General features: G+C 36.3%; 15 protein-coding genes. 2 read left to right on the forward strand and 13 right to left on the reverse strand.

Annotation, left to right across the window (positions count from 1 at the left end; all coding sequences use genetic code 11):
* Positions 1-3 precede the first annotated feature (3 nt).
* From CBF30_RS03925 to CBF30_RS03970, 10 genes are all read right to left on the reverse strand, one after another.
* On the reverse strand, positions 4-1,338 hold the full coding sequence (locus CBF30_RS03925; RefSeq protein WP_126822964.1) for a glucosaminidase domain-containing protein: 1,335 nt from the start codon (positions 1,336-1,338) through the stop codon (positions 4-6).
* 13 nt (positions 1,339-1,351) lie between these two features.
* Positions 1,352-2,140: a coiled-coil domain-containing protein gene (locus CBF30_RS03930; protein WP_126822966.1), complete on the reverse strand. Its 789-nt coding sequence runs from the start codon at positions 2,138-2,140 to the stop codon at positions 1,352-1,354.
* A 27-nt stretch (positions 2,141-2,167) separates the two neighbouring features.
* Positions 2,168-2,707: a recombinase family protein gene (locus tag CBF30_RS03935; protein ID WP_126822968.1), complete on the reverse strand. Its 540-nt coding sequence runs from the start codon at positions 2,705-2,707 to the stop codon at positions 2,168-2,170.
* Positions 2,708-2,858: 151 nt separating this feature from the next.
* Positions 2,859-3,458 carry a dephospho-CoA kinase gene (gene coaE, locus CBF30_RS03940; RefSeq protein WP_126822970.1) on the reverse strand — a complete coding sequence of 200 codons (600 nt, stop codon included), beginning with the start codon at positions 3,456-3,458 and terminating at the stop codon, positions 2,859-2,861.
* A 17-nt stretch (positions 3,459-3,475) separates the two neighbouring features.
* Positions 3,476-4,309, reverse strand: a complete 834-nt coding sequence (mutM, locus tag CBF30_RS03945; protein WP_126822972.1) for a DNA-formamidopyrimidine glycosylase — start codon at positions 4,307-4,309, stop codon at positions 3,476-3,478.
* A 21-nt stretch (positions 4,310-4,330) separates the two neighbouring features.
* On the reverse strand, positions 4,331-6,985 hold the full coding sequence (gene polA / locus CBF30_RS03950; RefSeq protein WP_126822974.1) for a DNA polymerase I: 2,655 nt from the start codon (positions 6,983-6,985) through the stop codon (positions 4,331-4,333).
* Between the two features lie 181 nt (positions 6,986-7,166).
* The gene (locus CBF30_RS03955) at positions 7,167-7,856 is read right to left on the reverse strand and encodes a Bax inhibitor-1/YccA family protein (protein WP_126822976.1); all 690 of its coding nucleotides are present in this window, start codon (positions 7,854-7,856) and stop codon (positions 7,167-7,169) included.
* Positions 7,853-8,323, reverse strand: a complete 471-nt coding sequence (locus tag CBF30_RS03960; protein ID WP_390221089.1) for a MaoC family dehydratase — start codon at positions 8,321-8,323, stop codon at positions 7,853-7,855. Before CBF30_RS03960 ends, CBF30_RS03955 begins: the two co-directional genes overlap by 4 nt.
* A 208-nt stretch (positions 8,324-8,531) precedes the next feature.
* The gene (gene murC, locus CBF30_RS03965; protein ID WP_390221176.1) at positions 8,532-9,860 is read right to left on the reverse strand and encodes a UDP-N-acetylmuramate--L-alanine ligase; all 1,329 of its coding nucleotides are present in this window, start codon (positions 9,858-9,860) and stop codon (positions 8,532-8,534) included.
* Positions 9,861-9,948: 88 nt separating this feature from the next.
* Entirely contained in the window at positions 9,949-10,806 is an 858-nt protein-coding gene (locus CBF30_RS03970; RefSeq protein WP_126822980.1) for a hypothetical protein, read from the reverse strand.
* Positions 10,807-11,052: 246 nt separating this feature from the next.
* Here CBF30_RS03970 and CBF30_RS03975 point away from each other — a divergent pair, with 246 nt between their 5' ends.
* Both CBF30_RS03975 and argH read left to right on the forward strand, forming a co-directional pair.
* The gene (locus tag CBF30_RS03975; RefSeq protein WP_126822982.1) at positions 11,053-12,255 is read left to right on the forward strand and encodes an argininosuccinate synthase; all 1,203 of its coding nucleotides are present in this window, start codon (positions 11,053-11,055) and stop codon (positions 12,253-12,255) included.
* 48 nt (positions 12,256-12,303) lie between these two features.
* Positions 12,304-13,683: an argininosuccinate lyase gene (gene argH / locus CBF30_RS03980; RefSeq protein ID WP_126822984.1), complete on the forward strand. Its 1,380-nt coding sequence runs from the start codon at positions 12,304-12,306 to the stop codon at positions 13,681-13,683.
* A 116-nt stretch (positions 13,684-13,799) separates the two neighbouring features.
* Here the strand turns inward: argH and hemH are convergent, their stop codons facing one another.
* The 3 genes from hemH to CBF30_RS03995 form a co-directional block, all read right to left on the reverse strand.
* Positions 13,800-14,744: a ferrochelatase gene (hemH, locus tag CBF30_RS03985; protein ID WP_126822986.1), complete on the reverse strand. Its 945-nt coding sequence runs from the start codon at positions 14,742-14,744 to the stop codon at positions 13,800-13,802.
* A gap of 140 nt (positions 14,745-14,884) precedes the next feature.
* The gene (gene alaS / locus CBF30_RS03990; protein WP_126822988.1) at positions 14,885-17,527 is read right to left on the reverse strand and encodes an alanine--tRNA ligase; all 2,643 of its coding nucleotides are present in this window, start codon (positions 17,525-17,527) and stop codon (positions 14,885-14,887) included.
* Between the two features lie 360 nt (positions 17,528-17,887).
* Complete coding sequence (locus tag CBF30_RS03995) at positions 17,888-18,826, reverse strand: alpha/beta hydrolase (protein ID WP_245974999.1); 939 nt, start codon at positions 18,824-18,826, stop codon at positions 17,888-17,890.
* Between the last annotated feature and the right edge of the window lie 79 nt (positions 18,827-18,905).

Here is an 18,905-nt window from a genome sequence, read left to right on the forward strand (position 1 = left end):
TTTTTAAGATGGAAAATTTGAAGTTAAAGAAGCGGTGGTTCGAACAGTTTGGCCACTAGTCAGGATTTTATTGACATCATTTAAACGATAAAGTTGTTTGACCGATGCCCCTGTTTGTTTTGCTATATTCATCAAACTCGAACTAAGCGTGACATCTACGTAAGAGTTACTGATTTTTTTAGAAGCTCTGATTTTGTAGGTGGCCTGCTTAACCGTTTCTTCATTATTTTTGGGGGATTGCGCTAATTTTTGAGATTCCTCCTTAATTAAAAGCTCCTGCCCAACATAAATCAACGATGAAGTTAAACCATTTAGTCTTTTTAACTCGTCAATTGGAACGCTATAGTCCATTGAAATACTTTCCAATGTTTCTCCCAAAGCCACAATATGAACCGTTCTCTTCTGTTCACTTTTTACTGATTCATTTTCCTTGTCATACTCTTCAAGTTGGTACGCTTTAATCAGCCCATTTATTTTCTTGTCGTAATAAGTATCTGTAGCATATCGGCCAGTCAAATATTTTGTTGCATCTTTATAACTTGTTGTATTGCTTTTCCAAACACCTTTATAAATAGTATTTTGAAACGACTTTCCTCCTGTTAGAACTTTTGCGTAATCTTCCATTGACTCTTTGTAGGACGGATAGGAACGAAAAGCTGCTTTTATTGAAAATAAATTTCCTTTGCCATCGTCCTCCGACGTCATCATTAATATACTTTTCCCTTGAAAACTTCCTTTAATTCCAAATAAATTAAAGGATGGTTCTTGTGCTAACTTGCTAGTGCCAGATGCACTCTCAAGTATTGCTTGGGCAATCATCACTGAGGCATAAAGATTATAATTTTTGGCGATTTTTCTCGCCTCTTGTCCTATTTTTTTGACAAAGCGACTTGTGTTTATATTCTCTTTATAGTCAAATTTTGGTTCTGCTTCATTTAGTAGTTCTGGCGTTTTGCCTACCTGTTCCTTTTTCTTTTCTTCTTTTGCATTTTTTGTTTGCTTTTTGACAAGATTACTAGTCTCTTTTGGCTCGTTTTTGTTGTTAAATTCGGTTGTTATTTCTGTCTGCTGTTGGTTCTTTGGTTCTTCTTGCGTTGTTGAATTGCTAGTTGGTTCTTTTGGCTCCTCTTGCTCCAAGTCCAGTGATTCGGTTGTTGACTCATCCATAGAAGAGTCCTCTACAGGTAGTGAGCTTGTTTCCAAATCTACGCTTTTTCCCGAACATTCCTCTATGATATCTGCAGTATCCGCTTGAACCGATATTCCTCCTGTTGTGACACAACCAAATGCAAGCATACTGCTTATTCCTAGATGTACTCTTTTTTTAAACTTATTCATTTTTGCTCCCCCATTATTCTAAATGACGAATTCGCTCTAGCTTCTCTAACCATTCCCGATATAAATAATCATTTTCTTCTTTTGACTGCTGAATTTTTTGACTAAAGTTTGCAGCTTGTTTTTTGATATCCATAATTTCAGTCTGAGCTTCTTTGGTTAATCTCATAGACTCATAATTGGCTTGATCAATAATCTGTCGTGCTTTTTCTTTTGCGTCAATCATCACGTCTGCTATTGTTTCTTTTGATACTCTCGAATTTTCTATTGAATTAGCATGAATTTTTTCTTTTGCGATGGACAACTGTCTTTGTGCTTCTTGTAATTGGTACCTTAGTTCTTGAATCTCATCTTCTTTTATTTTCTCTTCCTCTAATGTCATTCTTGAAGACTGATCTAATAATTGAGAAGTCAGTTTACTGACTTCCTCTTGCTTGATCGTCAACTCTTTTTTAACCTGTCTTAGCTGAATATTTTTCTCTTCAATTGTCTTTTCTAGTTTTTCTTCCATAGCTTTAATATTTTTTTTATGCTTATGGATTGTATCTTCCAAATCTTGCTTTTCCTCTTCTAATTTTTGATAATGCCTTGGTAAAGCTTTCATTGAAGCATATTGTAATTCAAGTGTTTCTTTTTCATCCAGTAGATTTTTCGTTTTCTCTTTTTCATCCTCTAGTTTTTTTCTTAATTGAATGACTTCTCGCTCTAATTCTTCAATATCCTCCGCATCATAATATGCATCCTCTTCCTTGTACTCTTCATAATCATCATAATAGTCCTCTTTTGCCTTTTTTTTGCCAAACATAAATGTAACCTCACTCTTTTATTTTATTTATTGATTAATAATTTGCACATATTTGTGAACCGTTCCAAGTGATACTTCGCATACCTCTGCAATTTTTCTAAGTGGTAAATCTTTTTCATATAGTGTCCTAATTTTTTTGACTTTTTGTGGGCTAATCCTCGGTCTGCCCCCAACAACGCCCTGGAGTCTTGCATCTTTAATTCCCTTTCTTGTTTGGTAGACTGTATGAAAATGCTCCATTTCGATCACTAGTCGAACATTTCCGTAAAAAAAAGGATTGTTTTTTGTATCTAACGATTCAGAAATGCTCCTTAAACGAACTTTATTGCTTTCTAAAATTTCAATAAATCGTTCAAACTTCTTAAGCTTTTTGCCAAATACACGTAAGTCATAGACGATTAGTTGGTCTTCCTCTTTAATCTTTGCAAGTAGCCGATTTAGCTCTTGCTCTTCTTTAAGTATTTTTTCTTCTATGAAAATTTCATCACACTGAAATTCCATAATTTTTTTTAATTGCTTTAAAGTTCCAATGGGATAGTTTTTGCGAATATATCCGTATATTGCCATCACATAGCTCCTTTTCTACTAAACTCATTGTAACCGCCACATCATTTAACTACCGTTTATAATACACGACATTCCAAACAATTTCAATAGATTTTTTCAAATAAAGGTGTATTTTAATCAAAAAAATAAAACACACGTTATCACCTGTGTTTTATTTCTGCAATAGTTTACTAATAATTGTTTCGACCCTTCGGACTAATTCTGCTTTATCGTACTCATTATTAACCACAATATCTGCAAGCTCTTTTTTCTTTTCAATCGGCATTTGACTAGTGATTTTCCGCATCGCTTCTTCTTTAGTGATGCCATCTCTTTCCATAAGTCTTTTTAACTGAAGTTCTTTGGGAACATAGACTACTAGAGTAAGATCAACGTACGCTAGATAATTAGATTCATATAACAAGGGTATATCTAAAACAAGTACTGGTACTTTTTCTTTTAAGTATTCTTCTCTTCGGCTTAATATAATTTTACGAATAAGCGGACCGGTAATGTGATTTAATTGCTGTCTTTTCTCTTGCGAATAAAAGATGATCTGACCTAACTTTTGTCGATCTAACTCTCCATTCGAACAAAAAACCTCGGACCCAAACACTTTTTTTATTTGATTCAAAGCTAAACTGTTTGGCATCATGATTTCTCTGGCAATCTGGTCTGCATCAATTACTGGAATATTATGGGATTGAAAAATTTCACTTACGGTTGACTTGCCAGTTGCAATTCCTCCTGTTATCCCTAAGACAACTGTCATTTTCTTCATCCTTCGTATTAGACTTTAGGAAACTTTTGACACTTTGGGCAAAAATGTGTCCCTCTTTGAGCAACTTTTATTTTCTTAATCGCTGTTCCACACCGAACACAAGGCTGCCCTTCTTTTCCATATGCTTTTAGCTGTTGCTGGAAATTCCCAGCCTCCCCTAGTGCATTTAAATAACTTCTAACAGTTGTTCCCCCCGCTGCTACTGCTTCAAAGAGAACCTTGATAATTGCTGCGTGTAACCCCGCAACTTCTTTTTCAGAAAGACTATTGGCAGGTCTTTCTGGATGGATTTTGGCCAGAAAGAGTGCCTCGTCGACGTAGATATTTCCTAGACCAGTCACTAGTGTTTGATCCAAAAGAACAGGCTTAATTGCCTTACTGTGCTTTTTTAGTTGCTTTTTAAACTGGGCTTTTTTAAATGAATCTTGCACTGGTTCAGGACCTAATTTGGCGATTCCTTTATAGTATTGAGCTGTTTCTTTTGGGACCAAAACCATCCGACCAAATTTTCGTACATCCAAATAGCATAATTCACTACCGTCTTCAAAATAGAAAACAACATGTGTATGCTTAAGACAAGGTGTACTCTGTTGATGAAATTCATATTTTCCTTCCATTCGCAAATGAGAAATCAGATCCCAATGAGTGAAATGAAAGATCAAATATTTTCCTCTTCTTGAAACCTGTTCAATTTCCTCTCCAATCAAATCAGACTGAAAAGCTTCAAAATCAGGACTTTCTATAATTCTAGGCCATAAAACCTCAACTTTCATGATTTTTTTCCCTTTGACCAATTGATTGAGCCCAACTTTTACTGCTTCTACCTCTGGTAATTCCGGCATCTTCTCACCCCATACTCAATTTTACTTTGCTTCATACCAAGTACGGCCAAAGCTACTATCTACCTTTAATGGCACATGTAACGCAACTGCCTGTTCCATTACTTCTGGTACGATGATTTCTAAACGAGAAATTTCAGATTCTGGTGCTTCAAATACAAGCTCATCATGTACTTGCAAGAGCATCGTTGCTTCTAATTTTTCTTTTTTCAACCGCTCACTCATTTTAATCATCGCTATTTTCAAGATATCAGCCGCACTTCCTTGAATAGGTGTGTTGATAGCTGTTCGCTCTGCAAAAGAACGAATATTATAGTTTCTAGCATTAATATCTGGTAAATAACGACGACGATGATATAACGTTTCTACGTATCCTTTATCTTTTGCTTCACGTACTACCTCTTCCATATATTTTTGAACTCCAGGGTACTTTTCAAAATAAGTATCAATAAAAGCCTGGGCTTCTTTTCTTGAGATCCCTAAGTTTTGTGAAAGCCCGTAATCACTAATCCCATAAACCACTCCAAAATTAACTGCTTTGGCTTGTCTGCGCATATTTGGGGTAACTTCTTCTTTGCTTTTTGCTCCAAACACACGCATTGCTGTACTTGCATGAATATCCTCATCGTCCAAAAAAGCTTGCTTTAGATGCTCGTCGTCTGATATATGTGCAAGAACACGTAATTCAATCTGCGAATAGTCTGAAGAAAAAATCTGCCAGCCTTCTTTTCTCGGAACAAAGGCTTTACGAATTTTCCGCCCTTCTTCCAAGCGAATAGGGATGTTTTGCAAGTTAGGATCAACAGAACTTAGTCTTCCTGTTTGTGTCAAAGTTTGCACATAACGTGTATGGATTTTACCATCTGTTGGGTGAATTACTTTTAATAATCCTTCTACATAAGTAGATTGGATTTTCATAATTTGACGATAATGCAAGATATCCTCAACAATAGGTGCTTGATCCTTTAATTGTTCTAATACATCAACCGCAGTTGAATAACCAGTTTTTGTTTTTTTGATTACAGGTAATTGCATCTTTTCAAAAAGAATCACTCCAAGCTGTTTTGGAGAATTTAGATTAAATTTCTCACCAGCTTCAGCATAAATCTTTTCTTCAATATTTTGTAGAATTACCGCAAATTCTTGGCGCATTTCTTGAAGCGTTTGAGCGTTCACTTTGATTCCTTCTATTTCCATCTCACCAAGAATCTTAGCAATGGGCAATTCCATATCTTGGAATAAAGGATACTGATTTTTTTCTTCTAGTAATTCTTGCATTTTTGGGGATATCGTTTGAATTGCAGCGATTTTTCTAGCCATGTGCACATGAAATAAAGCAACATCCTCTGGCAAGCCCTTTTTGGCCCCTTTACCGTAAACTAGCTCATCGGAATCAACTTGATGATAGTCAAAATGACTGGCAACATCTGCTATATCTTGATTATTGTTATTAGTATCAAGTAAATAGGCTGCGAGTAGTACATCAAATACAATTCCTTGAATATCCAAACCATAACGCTTTAAAGCTACCTGAACTTTCTTGGCATCATATACTCGTTTACTTTGGTTTTCATCCTCAATCCATTTCTTGAAGAGTTCATCTTCTGCCATATCTTCAATAGAAGCTACATATTTTGTCTGGTTATTTCCCCATGCGATTCCTTCAATTTTAGCCGTATGATAATTATCTGTTAGCATTTCTACTTGCAAACTCATACCCGTTTCAAACATGTCCAACGTTGTCTTTTCAACAATTTTGTACGTCATTTCTTCGAGTGGTTCACTTTTTTCCGCTATCTTTTCAGGAGCGAGTTTATTTAAAAAGGTTTTGAAATCCATTTCTTTATAAAATGGAATTAATTTTTCTAAATTTTTTCCTTGGTAGCCTAATGAATCAACTTCTATTTCAACTGGAGCATCAATATCAATTGTTGCTAATTTTTTGCTTAATAATGCAATCTCTTGTTCATTAATTAGGTTTTCTTTCATCTTACTTTTTTTGAAAGAGTCGACATTTTCATAAACCTCTTCAACAGTTTGATACTCTTTCAATAACTTGATTGCTGTTTTTTCACCAATTTTTGTCACACCTGGAATATTATCAGATGCATCTCCTGCAAGACCTTTCATATCAATAATTTGAAGTGGCTCAAGCCCATATTTTTCAAGGATATGTTCTGGTGTGTATTCTTCAATCTCACTAACACCTTTCACGGTAACATCCACTTTCACGTTGCTTGTTGCAAGCTGTGTCAAATCCCGATCACCTGACAATACAACCACATCAAACTTTTCTTTGTCCGCCTTGTTTGCTAATGTTCCAATGATATCATCTGCTTCGTAATTAGCTAATTCATAATGTTTCATACCTAATGCCTCAATTAAGTCACGTATATAAGGCATTTGTTCTTTAAACTCACTAGGTGTTTTTGATCTTCCCGCCTTATATTCTTGGTAGAAGGCATGACGAAAGGTTGTCTTTCCCGCATCAAATGCAACTAATACATGACTTGGCTTTTCCTTTGCTAATACATTTTCAATCATTGTATGAAAGGCATATATCGCATTTGTATGCAAGCCATTCTTATTTTTAAAACGTTCTAAAGAATTGTGTAGGGCAAAGAAAGCACGAAAGGCGACACTATTTCCATCTATTAATAATAATTTATTTTTTTTCATCTATTTTCTCCGTTCTTTTCTATTCTTTTTTATTCTAACAAAAAAAAGCGTATATTGCGAAAGGAAATGTATCCATTTAATGAGTATTTCTAAGTTTTATCACTTACTTAATTTAAAAAAACCGGAAAATCAACTTTCTGATTTTCCGGTTTCTCTCTAGTTTCTCGCTAAATTGTAGTGCTTAGTTTTTGTTGCCAAAAATTCTTAAAAACGCAAGGAACAAGTTGATAAAATCTAAATATAATTGTAACGCACAAAATACAGCAATTCCGCTTGCTTTTTCTGAATTTCCGAACTCTAAATAGTATTGTTTTATTTTTTGATGATCATATGCAGTAAGACCTGCAAATATGACTACCATCAATAATGAAATCAAGAAATCTACTGGACTGCTTTTTAATAAAAAGACATTTAGTAATGACGCGATAATCACACCAACTAATGCACTGATAGCCGCATGTCCAATACCTGATAGATTTTTTTTGGTAACTGTTCCAAAAACAGCCATCACCCCATATGTCACGGCCGCCGACGCAAACGCTGCGTTAATATTTCCAATACTGTATCCTGTTAGTGTCACACTAAGCATGACACCATTTAAAATGGAATACACCATAAATCCGCCAAAGGCCAAACTAGGATTTTCCATTGCCTTACTTGAAAGATAAACGACCAACCCTAGCTCCGCAACCCACATCAAGATAAATAACAATGGATTTGCAATAAGAGTATACATAACTTTTGGGAAAACACTCATGATTAAGTAGGAAGCAATTGCACTAATTCCAATTCCTAAGCCTAGATAGCCATAGACCTTTCCAAAGAAACTTTGCAGACTATTTGTGGATACGACATTTTGTTGTTGATTCATTCGCTCAACTCCTCATTTTTTTCTACATCTACATTTTTAGGTGTTTTAACCATCACCATCGCATCTAATACTCGCTCATCTTTTTCATTCACTGCCGAAACAGATAAAGTAACAATCTCTTTTAATTTATCTAATTTTACGACTTCAAAATCAAAAGTGACCGTTTCGTAATGATACACCGGTTCAATAAAGTTAATCGAAAAATTAACAACATGTGAACCTGGTCCTGGCAAATGTTTTGAAGTGGTACTTGTGACAACACCCATCAGCATAACTGAAGGGATAATTGGGTGGTTATATTCGGTTGTTTCTGCGTAGTCATGTTGGATATACAATGGGTTTGCATCATTAGTAAGTCCTAAATAAATTAATAATTGACTATCTTCCATGGACTCTGTTAAGCGCAGCGATTCGCCTTCTTCTATTTCGTCGATTGTTTTTCCTATTTTTCTCGGCTTCCCAAACATATTGATACAAGCCACCTCCTATATAGATAGTTTCATTTTACCAAATAGCTTTTTAAAAGAAAAGCGTTTTAAAAAAACTACATCTTAAGTCCTAGCACCAACTCCGGCCTGAGCACAAGAAAGGAAACTGTTCTTTCTGTCACAAAACAAGAATTCGGGTGCGGAGCAAAAACAGATTTGATTTTTGTCCCACACCCTAAGTTTATGCTTACATTTTATTTTTCTTAGTTGTACTTAAAAGTGTTTCGTAAGAGCGTTCAAACTTTTGAACATCTCCTGCGCCCATAAAGATTACAACTGCATCATGATAGTCTAAAAGTGGGGACATGTTTTCTTCCCTCACCACTTGACCTCCTTTTTCAATCTTGTCACCTAAATCTTCAATCTTAACATTTCCTTTAGTCTCCCGAGCTGAACCAAAAATATCACATAAATAAACGACATCTGCTAAGTTTAGCGCTTCTGCAAATTCATCTAGTAAAGCAATCGTCCGAGTGAACGTATGTGGTTGAAAGACTGCGATAATTTCCTTTGTAGGATACTTTTGTCTTGCACCATCAATCGTTGCCTTGATTTCAGCAGGATGATGAGCATAATCATCAACAATAATCATGTCACTGACTTTTTTTTCACTGAATCTACGTTTTACTCCACCAAAAGATTGCATCTCTTCATTAACCAGTTCCATGTCTAATTTTTCCATATAACTGACTGCAATCACGCTTAACGAGTTGAAAATATTGTGCAAGCCAAATACTGGAAGAGAAAAATGACCAATCATTTTTCCATGATGCACGACATCAAATTCCGATCCTAAAGTTGTCCGCTGTATGTTGACAGCTTGGAAATCGTCTGTCTCTTTTATCCCGTAATAGTAAATAGGGACATCGGTTTTTAGTTTTCTTAAATAAGGGTCATCCCCATATGCAAAGATCCCTTTTTGGACTTGATTCGCTAAGCTTTGGAATGCATCATAAACATCCTCAATACTCTTGAAATAATCAGGATGATCAAAATCAATATTCGTCATGATAGCATAGTCAGGTGCATATGCAAGAAAATGGCGACGATACTCACAGGCTTCAAAAGCAAAGAATTCCGCTTGAGGTTCACCATGTCCTGTTCCATCTCCAATCAAGTAACTAGTTGGTTTAATCCCACTTAGAACATGCGCTAAAAGGCCAGTTGTACTAGTTTTTCCGTGAGAACCGGTCACAGCAATACTGCAATAGTTTTTGATGAAATCGCCTATGAATTTATGATAACGAATAACCGGTAAGCCTTGCTTAAGTGCTTCGTGGATTTCTTCATGTGTATCAGGGAAAGCATTTCCTGCAATAATGGTCAGTCCCTCGTGGATATTTTCTTTACCAAAAGAAAATATCGGGATTTGAGCTAACTCCAAATCTCGTTGTGTAAAACAATACTGATCAATATCAGATCCTTGAACTTTGAAACCTTTTTCATGTAAAACTAATGCAAGTGAACTCATTCCCGAACCTTTTATTCCGACAAAATGATATGTTGTATTTTTCAACTCTTCCAATGGAATCCTCTTCTCTTTGTATATTCAACTTTTTTACTTTGCTCTTAACGCACGATAAGAATACCACGTTTTAAAAGCTTTAATCAAAATATTTGTTTGCTTGACTGGAAGCATTCTCTTCCATAATCCCTGCCAAGGATTTTTCCAAACGATGACGTTTTTGCGGTGTTTCTTTCACCTGTTTTTTTTGTTTTTTACCATAAGCCGTACCATTCTTTGCATTTAGCAATGCTTGTTTGATTTCGGTTCTGGTTTGCGGCAATGTATCGGCAAAATTTTCTTTAGGAGAAAGCATAGGGTCTTTTTTTATTTTTTTAAATTGTTTCCTAGTTACTGGAATTTCATTTAAAGTATTGGGTTTATTTTTTTCTCCATAAGCGCTTGACTCGGTCGTATCAAATAGTAAATAGGAATGCTTCGCTGTTTTCATAGATTCCAAAAGTGCTTGTTTTGAAACGGGTCGGTTCGCTTTTTGTTCAGAAATCATCGAAGCTGGGATATGCTTTGGTACGAAATATCCTCTATCTGAGTAATTACTTCCTAAAGCCTCTCGCTTTTCTTTAGTCTGTGCTTTCTTGGCTACAAGCGGCTGATACTCAGCTTGGTTCTGTCCAGAAACAGCAGGTGTCGCATGGAGCTTTTTCTGAGCAGTTATCGCTGATTTCCGTTTGGTCTGAGGCGAGCCTTCAATTTTGGATCCATAATTTATTAAATGATTTTTATTTCGTATTTTTGCAGTTTCATTTATTGCTGTAGCGGACATAACTGAAGTCTTGGTAGCCGTGACAGCCTCTTGCTCGACTTTACTTACTTCATCTTGAAATAATACACGATGATGTTTTTTTGGCAATTTGACGCCTACATTATCATCAAATGCAGGAAAACGAAAATTTTTTCTACTTTCCGAAAAATTATCCATACAATCATTTCCCTTCATAGTACGTTCATACTCCTAATTCTACCACAATTACACATTTAAAAAAATGATTACTATATATTATTCTAATTTACCGCAAAAAAATAATATGCATTACATCATGCATATTAACGATAAAAGCATTGTATAAATGTATATTAAAACTCAAATTAAATATTTTATGAATAAAAATCCATTAAAATATTGTAAAAAAAACCAACTAGTGCTACACTAATATCAAATAAAATTCTAAGGAGAAATGTTTACATGGAAAAAGAAAAGGTTGTACTCGCCTATTCAGGTGGACTAGACACATCAGTTGCTATCCAATGGTTAAAAGAGAGTGGCTACGAGGTAATTGCATGTTGTTTAGACGTCGGGGAAGGAAAAAATCTAGAGTTTGTAAAAGAGAAAGCATTACAAGTTGGTGCAACAGAATCTTATACAATTGATGCCAAAGAAGAGTTTGCACAAGATTTTGCGCTAATTTCTTTGCAAGCACATACTTTTTATGAAGGAAAATATCCGCTAGTATCTGCCTTATCCCGTCCCCTCATTTCAAAAAAATTAGTAGAGGTCGCACATAAAGTTGGCGCAACAACCATTGCCCATGGATGTACTGGTAAAGGAAATGACCAAGTCCGTTTTGAAGTGGCGATTGCTGCTCTTGCTCCCGAACTAAAAGTTATTGCGCCAGTCCGCGAATGGAAATGGTCACGTGAAGAAGAAATTAACTATGCCAAAGAAAAAAACATTCCAGTACCGATTGATTTAGATAATCCTTATTCAATTGATCAAAATCTTTGGGGACGCGCCAATGAATGTGGTATTCTCGAAAATCCTTGGGCAACTCCTCCAGAAGGTGCCTACGACTTAACGGTGAGCCTAGAGGAAGCGCCTGAGAAAGCGGATATTATTGAGATTACCTTTGAGCAAGGTGTTCCAACCGCAATTGATGGGGAAAATATGGCTCTTGCTACCCTAATTTTACATTTAAACAAATTAGCTGGAAAACATGGGATTGGGAGAATCGACCACGTTGAAAATCGTCTAGTTGGCATCAAGTCACGTGAAGTATACGAATGCCCCGCTGCCATTACGTTGCTAACCGCTCATAAGGAGTTAGAGGATTTGACCTTTGTTCGTGAGTTAGCACATTTTAAACCAATGATTGAACATCAGCTAAGTCAAGTGATTTATGATGGCTTATGGTTTAATCCACTGACAGATGCCTTGATTGCTTTTCTTAAATCGACTCAACAATATGTGAACGGTGTGGTTCGTGTCAAATTGTTTAAGGGACATGCGATTGTTGAAGGTCGTAAATCGGATAACAGTTTATATAATGAAAATCTTGCTACTTATACATCGGCTGATACCTTTGATCAGGATGCTGCAATTGGATTCATCAAATTATGGGGTCTTCCAACCAAAGTTCACTCTGAAGTGCAAGCAAATTTAAAAAAATAGTCAACAAATAAACGACTTTACTGTCAAAATAAAAGAAGGTGTAAACGTATGAAAAAGCTTTGGGGCGGACGTTTCGAAGAAAAAAGTGAAGAGTGGATTGATGCATTTGGGGCCTCAATCCCCTTTGATCAAAAACTAGCGCCACAAGATATACAAGGAAGCCTTGCCCATGTGCAGATGCTTGATCAAACTGGGATTTTGCCACATGAGGATGCGCTTAAAATTATAGCTGGATTAAAGAAAATTGAACAAAAATTACAAAATGGCATGCTTGAATTCAGCATTCAAAACGAGGATATTCATTTAAATATCGAAACTTTTTTACATCAAGAAATTGGAGCTGTCGCAGGGAAATTGCACACAGCAAGAAGTCGTAATGATCAAGTTGCTACCGATATGCATCTCTATCTAAAAGATACTGTTCAGGAAGTACTTCACAAAATCCATCATTTTCGTGAAGTTCTAGTTGAAAAAGCAGAAGAAAATATTTATACCATTATGCCAGGGTATACTCACCTCCAACATGCCCAACCAATTTCGTTTGCCCATCATCTGCTTGCATACTATGGCATGCTTTCACGTGATATGGAACGCTTTGAAGAAAGTCTTTCTCGGATTGACATTTGCCCTTTGGGATGTGCAGCACTTGCAGGGACGACCTTTCCGATTGATCGCCAGTATAGTGCTGATATTTTAGGATTTAGTGCGATATATCAAAATAGTTTAGATGGTGTGAGCGATCGTGATTTTATTCTTGAATTTTTGAGTAATGCTTCAATTTTAATGGTTCATCTTTCACGTCTTTGCGAAGAACTTATTTTGTGGTGTAGTCATGAATTTCAATTTGTTGAACTAACCGATACTTTTTCAACAGGTAGCTCCATTATGCCACAGAAAAAAAATCCTGACATGGCCGAATTAATTCGGGGAAAATCAGGACGCGTGTTTGGCAATTTATTTAGTCTGCTTACAGTGTTAAAAGGACTACCTCTTGCTTACAATAAGGACTTACAAGAAGACAAAGAGGGCATGTTTGATACCGCAAAAACAATTATTACTAGCCTGGATGTCTTATCTGGCATGATCCAAAGTATGCGCGTTCAAAAAGATAACATGAGCCAAGCTACTGAAAAAGATTTTTCCAATGCGACTGAACTAGCAGATTATCTCGCAAAAAAAGGAGTTCCCTTTAGAAAAGCCCACGAAATCGTTGGAAAGCTAGTACTGGAAGGAACGAAAACAGGAACCTATTTGCAAGATGTCCCGCTCACTCATTATCAAGAGATTTCTCCTTTGATTGAAGCGGATATTTATAACGTTCTGTCCTCACATACCGCTGTCGAAAAAAGAAACTCAGTTGGTGGTACTGGATTTGAACAAATAAAAAAGTCCATTACTACTGCAAAGAAACATTTAGCAGCCAACTAAAAGAGATTGGACAGTCGCGTCTCACTCTGATAAATAAGCATAGATTGCTTCTGCTCCATCGTTTATTTGGATACTTAGAGCCCGGGCTATAACTCAAAAGTTATGGCCTAGGCTCTTTAGACTAATTGGGCTAAAAATCTAGAAAAATCTGGATCTGCATTAAAAGGATGAATATAATGGAACGTCTCGCCACCATTATCGATAAAGTATCCCTTATTTTCAGATTCAATCTCTTCAATCGTTTCTAAGCAATCTGATACGAACCCAGGTGTGATCACAGCAATCTTTTTAATCCCTTGACTGGGTAATTTTTTTAACGTTTCGTCAGTTGCAGGTGTCAGCCACTGAGAAGGACCAAACTTCGACTGAAACGTTTGTTGATAAGGCAGCTCAGTGAAATGACTCATCACAGCTTTTGTCGTTCTGTTACAACGATTGGGATAGTCGTCTCCTTTTGTCACATAGGATACTGGAATTCCATGATAAGAAAAAAGCAAAAGATCAATTTTTTCTTGTACTAAAACTTTCTTGATTTGTTTGATAAGCAGCTCTATATAAAGAGGATGGTCGCAGTAGTCATTAATGAAATGCAGCGTTGGGAGATGTGATTTTTTTTGATAATACTGTGTAACACAATCATAAATAGAAGCAGTTGTGGTCGTTGAGTACTGAGGATAAAGTGGAATCACCGTTAAATCATCCACTTTTTGTTGATCAAACTCAGCTAGCACCTGCTCAATGGTCGGATTGCTATATGACATTGCATATTTTACACTATAATCAGCTAACTCTTTCTGTAAACTTTTTTGTTGTGCTTCTGTATAAATCTTTAATGGAGAGCCTTCTTCTTGCCAAATTTCTTGATACAGTTTGGCAGATTTTTTCGGTCGAACATTTAATATAATCCCGTGTAAAATTGGCAACCAAACAAACCGTGGCAGATCAATCACACGTTTATCGCTCAAAAATTTTTTCAAAAAAAGTCTGACTTCTTTTTTATTTGGTAAAGAGGGCGTGCCTAAGTTTACAATCATTACACCTTTTTTTCCTTGCTGCTCCATATATTCAACTTCCTTATCTTTTATTCACTATTTTTCTATTATATCATACCTTTTTTCAACTAAAAATAGAGCCAAATAAAACGAATTCTACGTTTTATTTGGCTCTATAATTATTGTATTTCGTCACGCTATTATAACCCTTATTTTAAGCTTAACCATTTTTCTACTTCTTGTAACGCTTCTTGAAGACCTGCTGGGTTTTTCCCACCTGCTTGCGCCATGTCTGGACGACCACCGCCCCCACCATTTATCTTCGGTGCAATGACTTTGATTAACTCTCCAGCTTTTAAGCCTTTTTTATTGGCTGTTTGATTCATCGCGACTAACAAGTTCGCTTTATCCTCTTGCGCCGTTCCAAGTACCAAAACATCAGATACTTGTTTTTGTTTCCATTGATCCGCAAGTTGACGTAATTGATTCATATCTTTTACATTGATTGTTTGTGCAATATAGCGAATTCCTTGAACTTCTTTTACTTCTTTAAAGATATCGCCCGCTTGTTGACTAGCCATTTTTGCCGCCAAACTTTCCGCTTCTTTTTGTGTTTCTTTTAATTGTTGTTGCAATTGCTCAACTTTGCTAAATACTTCTTTTGTTTGAGGCGATTTTACTAGTTGTGCAATTTGTTTTAAGCGGTTTTCTTCTTCATGTAACAATTCGTAGGCTTCTCTACTCGTTACAGCTTCGATCCGTCTAACACCCGCACCAACACCAGATTCTGAAACAATCTTGAAGATGCCAATATCGGAGGTGTTGCTCACATGAACCCCACCACATAACTCGATCGAATAATCAGAAACTTTCACAACCCGGACATCTTTTCCGTATTTTTCACCAAATAAGGCCATTGCGCCCATTGATTTTGCCGTTTCGATATCTGTTTCCACTGTTTCTACTTGGATAGCATTCCAAATGACTTCATTCACTGCTTTTTCCATTTGAGTTAATTCTTCACTTGTAATTTGACCGAAGTGAGTAAAGTCAAAACGGAGATAAGTTGGGGCTACTAATGAACCCGCTTGATTTGCATGATCACCCAAGACATCTTTTAATGCTCGATGCAATAAATGCGTTGCTGTATGGTTTTTAATAATTTTATTTCTTCTCGCTGCATCCACTTGTAGCACATAATTTTGACCTTCTTCTAGCGGTTTTAAAACTTCGACTTGATGAAGAGGTTGGCCATTTGGTGCTTTTTGTACGTCCACAATATTGGCTACTCTTTCCCCATTTTGGCCTAACAGTACTCCTGTATCTGCCACTTGTCCTCCCATTTCAGCATAGAAAGGCGTTTTTGAAAAAATAAGTTGCGCCTCGCCAGCACTCGTAGAAAGAACGCGTTTTTCATTTGCCACAATCGCCAAAAGCGTGCCTTGATCTTGCGTATGATCGTATCCGGTAAATAAACTTTCTTCTTTAATCTCTGTAAGTAAACCAGATTGAACAGACATGGAGGCAGTTTTAGACCGAGCAGAGCGAGCACGATTTCTTTGCGCTTCCATCTCTACTTCAAACCCTTTATGATCAACATTGAATCCAGCATCTTCTGCTACTTCTTCTGTCAGTTCGACTGGAAACCCAAATGTGTCATATAGTTTAAAAATATCCTTCCCCGCTACCGTTTTATCCCCTTTTTTCTTGATAGAATCCATCAGTTCTTCCAGTAATTGCAACCCTTCGTTGATTGTTTCGTGGAATCTTTCTTCTTCTGTACGAATAACTTTCTCAATAAACGCTTGTTGTTTTAAAATTTCAGGGTAATAACTATTCATGATTTTGCCTACAACTGGAACGAGCTTGTACATAAACGCTTCATGAATCCCTAATTTTTTACCATGCATAACGGCACGACGGAGCAAACGACGGAGTACATAGCCTCGTCCTTCATTAGATGGAAGTGCACCATCTCCAATTGCAAATGCTACCGCACGAATATGGTCGGCAATCACTTTGAATGAAATGTTTTCCGCAGGATTCTCGCCATACTTTTTCCCATTTGTCATTTTTTCAGTTGCATGAATAATTGGTAAAAATAAATCTGTTTCAAAGTTAGTTGGGGCATCTTGGATGATTGAGACCATTCTTTCAAGTCCCATGCCCGTATCAATATTTTTATTTGGTAATGGTTCATAGGTATTGTCAGGTTTGTGATTGAATTCTGAGAATACTAGATTCCAAATTTCAAGGTAGCGTTCATTTTCTCCTCCAGGATAGTTTTCTGGATCATCTTGTGCCACATCATTATAGCTTTCACCACGGTCATAGAAAATTTCTGAGTCAGGTCCACAAGGTCCTGCTCCAATATCCCAAAAATTGTCTTCAATTTCAATGATATGATCTAAAGAAAGTCCCACTTCTTCATGCCAGATACGTTTAGTCTCTGTATCTTCAGGATAAACGGTCACATACAATTTTTTAGGATCAAAGCCAATCCACTTTTTATCGGTTAAAAATTCCCATGCCCAATGAATGGCTTCATTTTTAAAATAATCTCCGATTGAAAAGTTTCCTAACATTTCAAACATTGTATGGTGTCGCGCTGTTTTTCCAACATTTTCAATGTCATTTGTACGAATACTTTTTTGAGCATTTGTCATTCTTGGATTTTGAGGCACGACTGACCCATCAAAATATTTTTTCATGGTAGCTACACCGGAATTAATCCAAAGTAGTGTTGGATCTTCTACAGGAACAAGCGATGCACTTGGCTCAACACTATGTCCTTTTGATTGAAAGAAGTCTAGATACATTTGACGAACTTCTTGACTTGATAGTTGTTTCATTTTTCTAATTTCTCCTTTTTTGTAAAAAATAAAAACACCCTTGCAACACAAGGACGATTACACGCGGTACCACCTTGATTGCAATGATGTTTGACTGTCATTACCTCTCAAACTCCATAACGCTGAGTTGCGCGCTTTTTTAGCGAGTAATCTGTAAGGTAGCATTTAATCGGTAATTTGTCTTTTCTTTCAGCCTAAGGAAAAGATTTCTGGAACAAATCATACACCATTAAACATATCCTTCATCATCTCAAAGTATAGAGAACACAGACAAAATTGTCAACAAATTTTGCTAGTTATACGCACTTTACTCGCTGGCTCTTGCTTCTTTAGCTAAATGGAGTAGCCTATTATTTTTAATTACATGTATTTGCTCAAAAATTTAGCCACTATTTCTTTATATTTAGTAGGATTGATTTTATAACTTTGAGCATGTTTTGCTCCTTTGACAATTTCCAGCTCTTTTGGTCCTTTAGTAGCATTATATACAGAATATACCATCTTCGTTGGGACAAAATCATCTTGGTCTCCGTGGATAAATAACGTTGGCCGTTCATTTTTTTTCATTTGTTTGATTGCACTTGATTCATAAAAGCCATAATTGGCTCTTAAAGAAGACTCGATTGAAGCAAGTGGCACAAGTGGATATTCTGGTAGATGGAACATTTCTGATAGTTGGTAGACTAGCTCATTTTTAACTGAATCATAGCCACAATCTTCAATAACTACTTTCACATTATCCGGTAATTTCTCACCAGCTGTCATCATTACTGTCGCCCCGCCCATACTAATCCCATACAGAGCAATTTCAACATTACCATCGTATTTTTTGACCATTTTATTAATCCAATCGACGTAATCAAGTCGATCTAACCAGCCAAATCCAATGAACTCTCCTTCGCTCTTCCCATGTGCACGTGCGTCTGGAAGAAGAAGGTCATAGCCTAAGTTATAAAACATTTCAGCATACTGTTTCATATCCTTGGATGAGCTGCCGTATCCATGGGCAATAACGGCCAACTTTTTCGTTTTTGATGCTTGAGTTTGGTTGAAATAAGTTGCACTTAATTTTAGATTATCTCTTGATTTCATTGACAATGTTTCAGGTGAATTTTTTGAAAATCCCCAGCCTTTGAAGACATTTTCAGTACTACCAGAAGCACTCGCTCCACTTAAAAAATCTTTTTCACCAGAACGAACTGCGTAATTAAATAAATAATTTGTGCCCCATCCTAGCCCAGTTAAAGAAACTGCAGCAAATGTCGCTAAAGCAATCGATATTTTTTTTCTTTTTTTCACTAATAATTTCTCCTTATCTCCTCTGTCTAACTATTACTTTTGTATTTTAACACATTCAAAAACTTTCTGACTCAAAAAT

The organism is Vagococcus entomophilus, from assembly GCF_003987595.1.
GTDB lineage: Bacteria > Bacillota > Bacilli > Lactobacillales > Vagococcaceae > Vagococcus_E > Vagococcus_E entomophilus.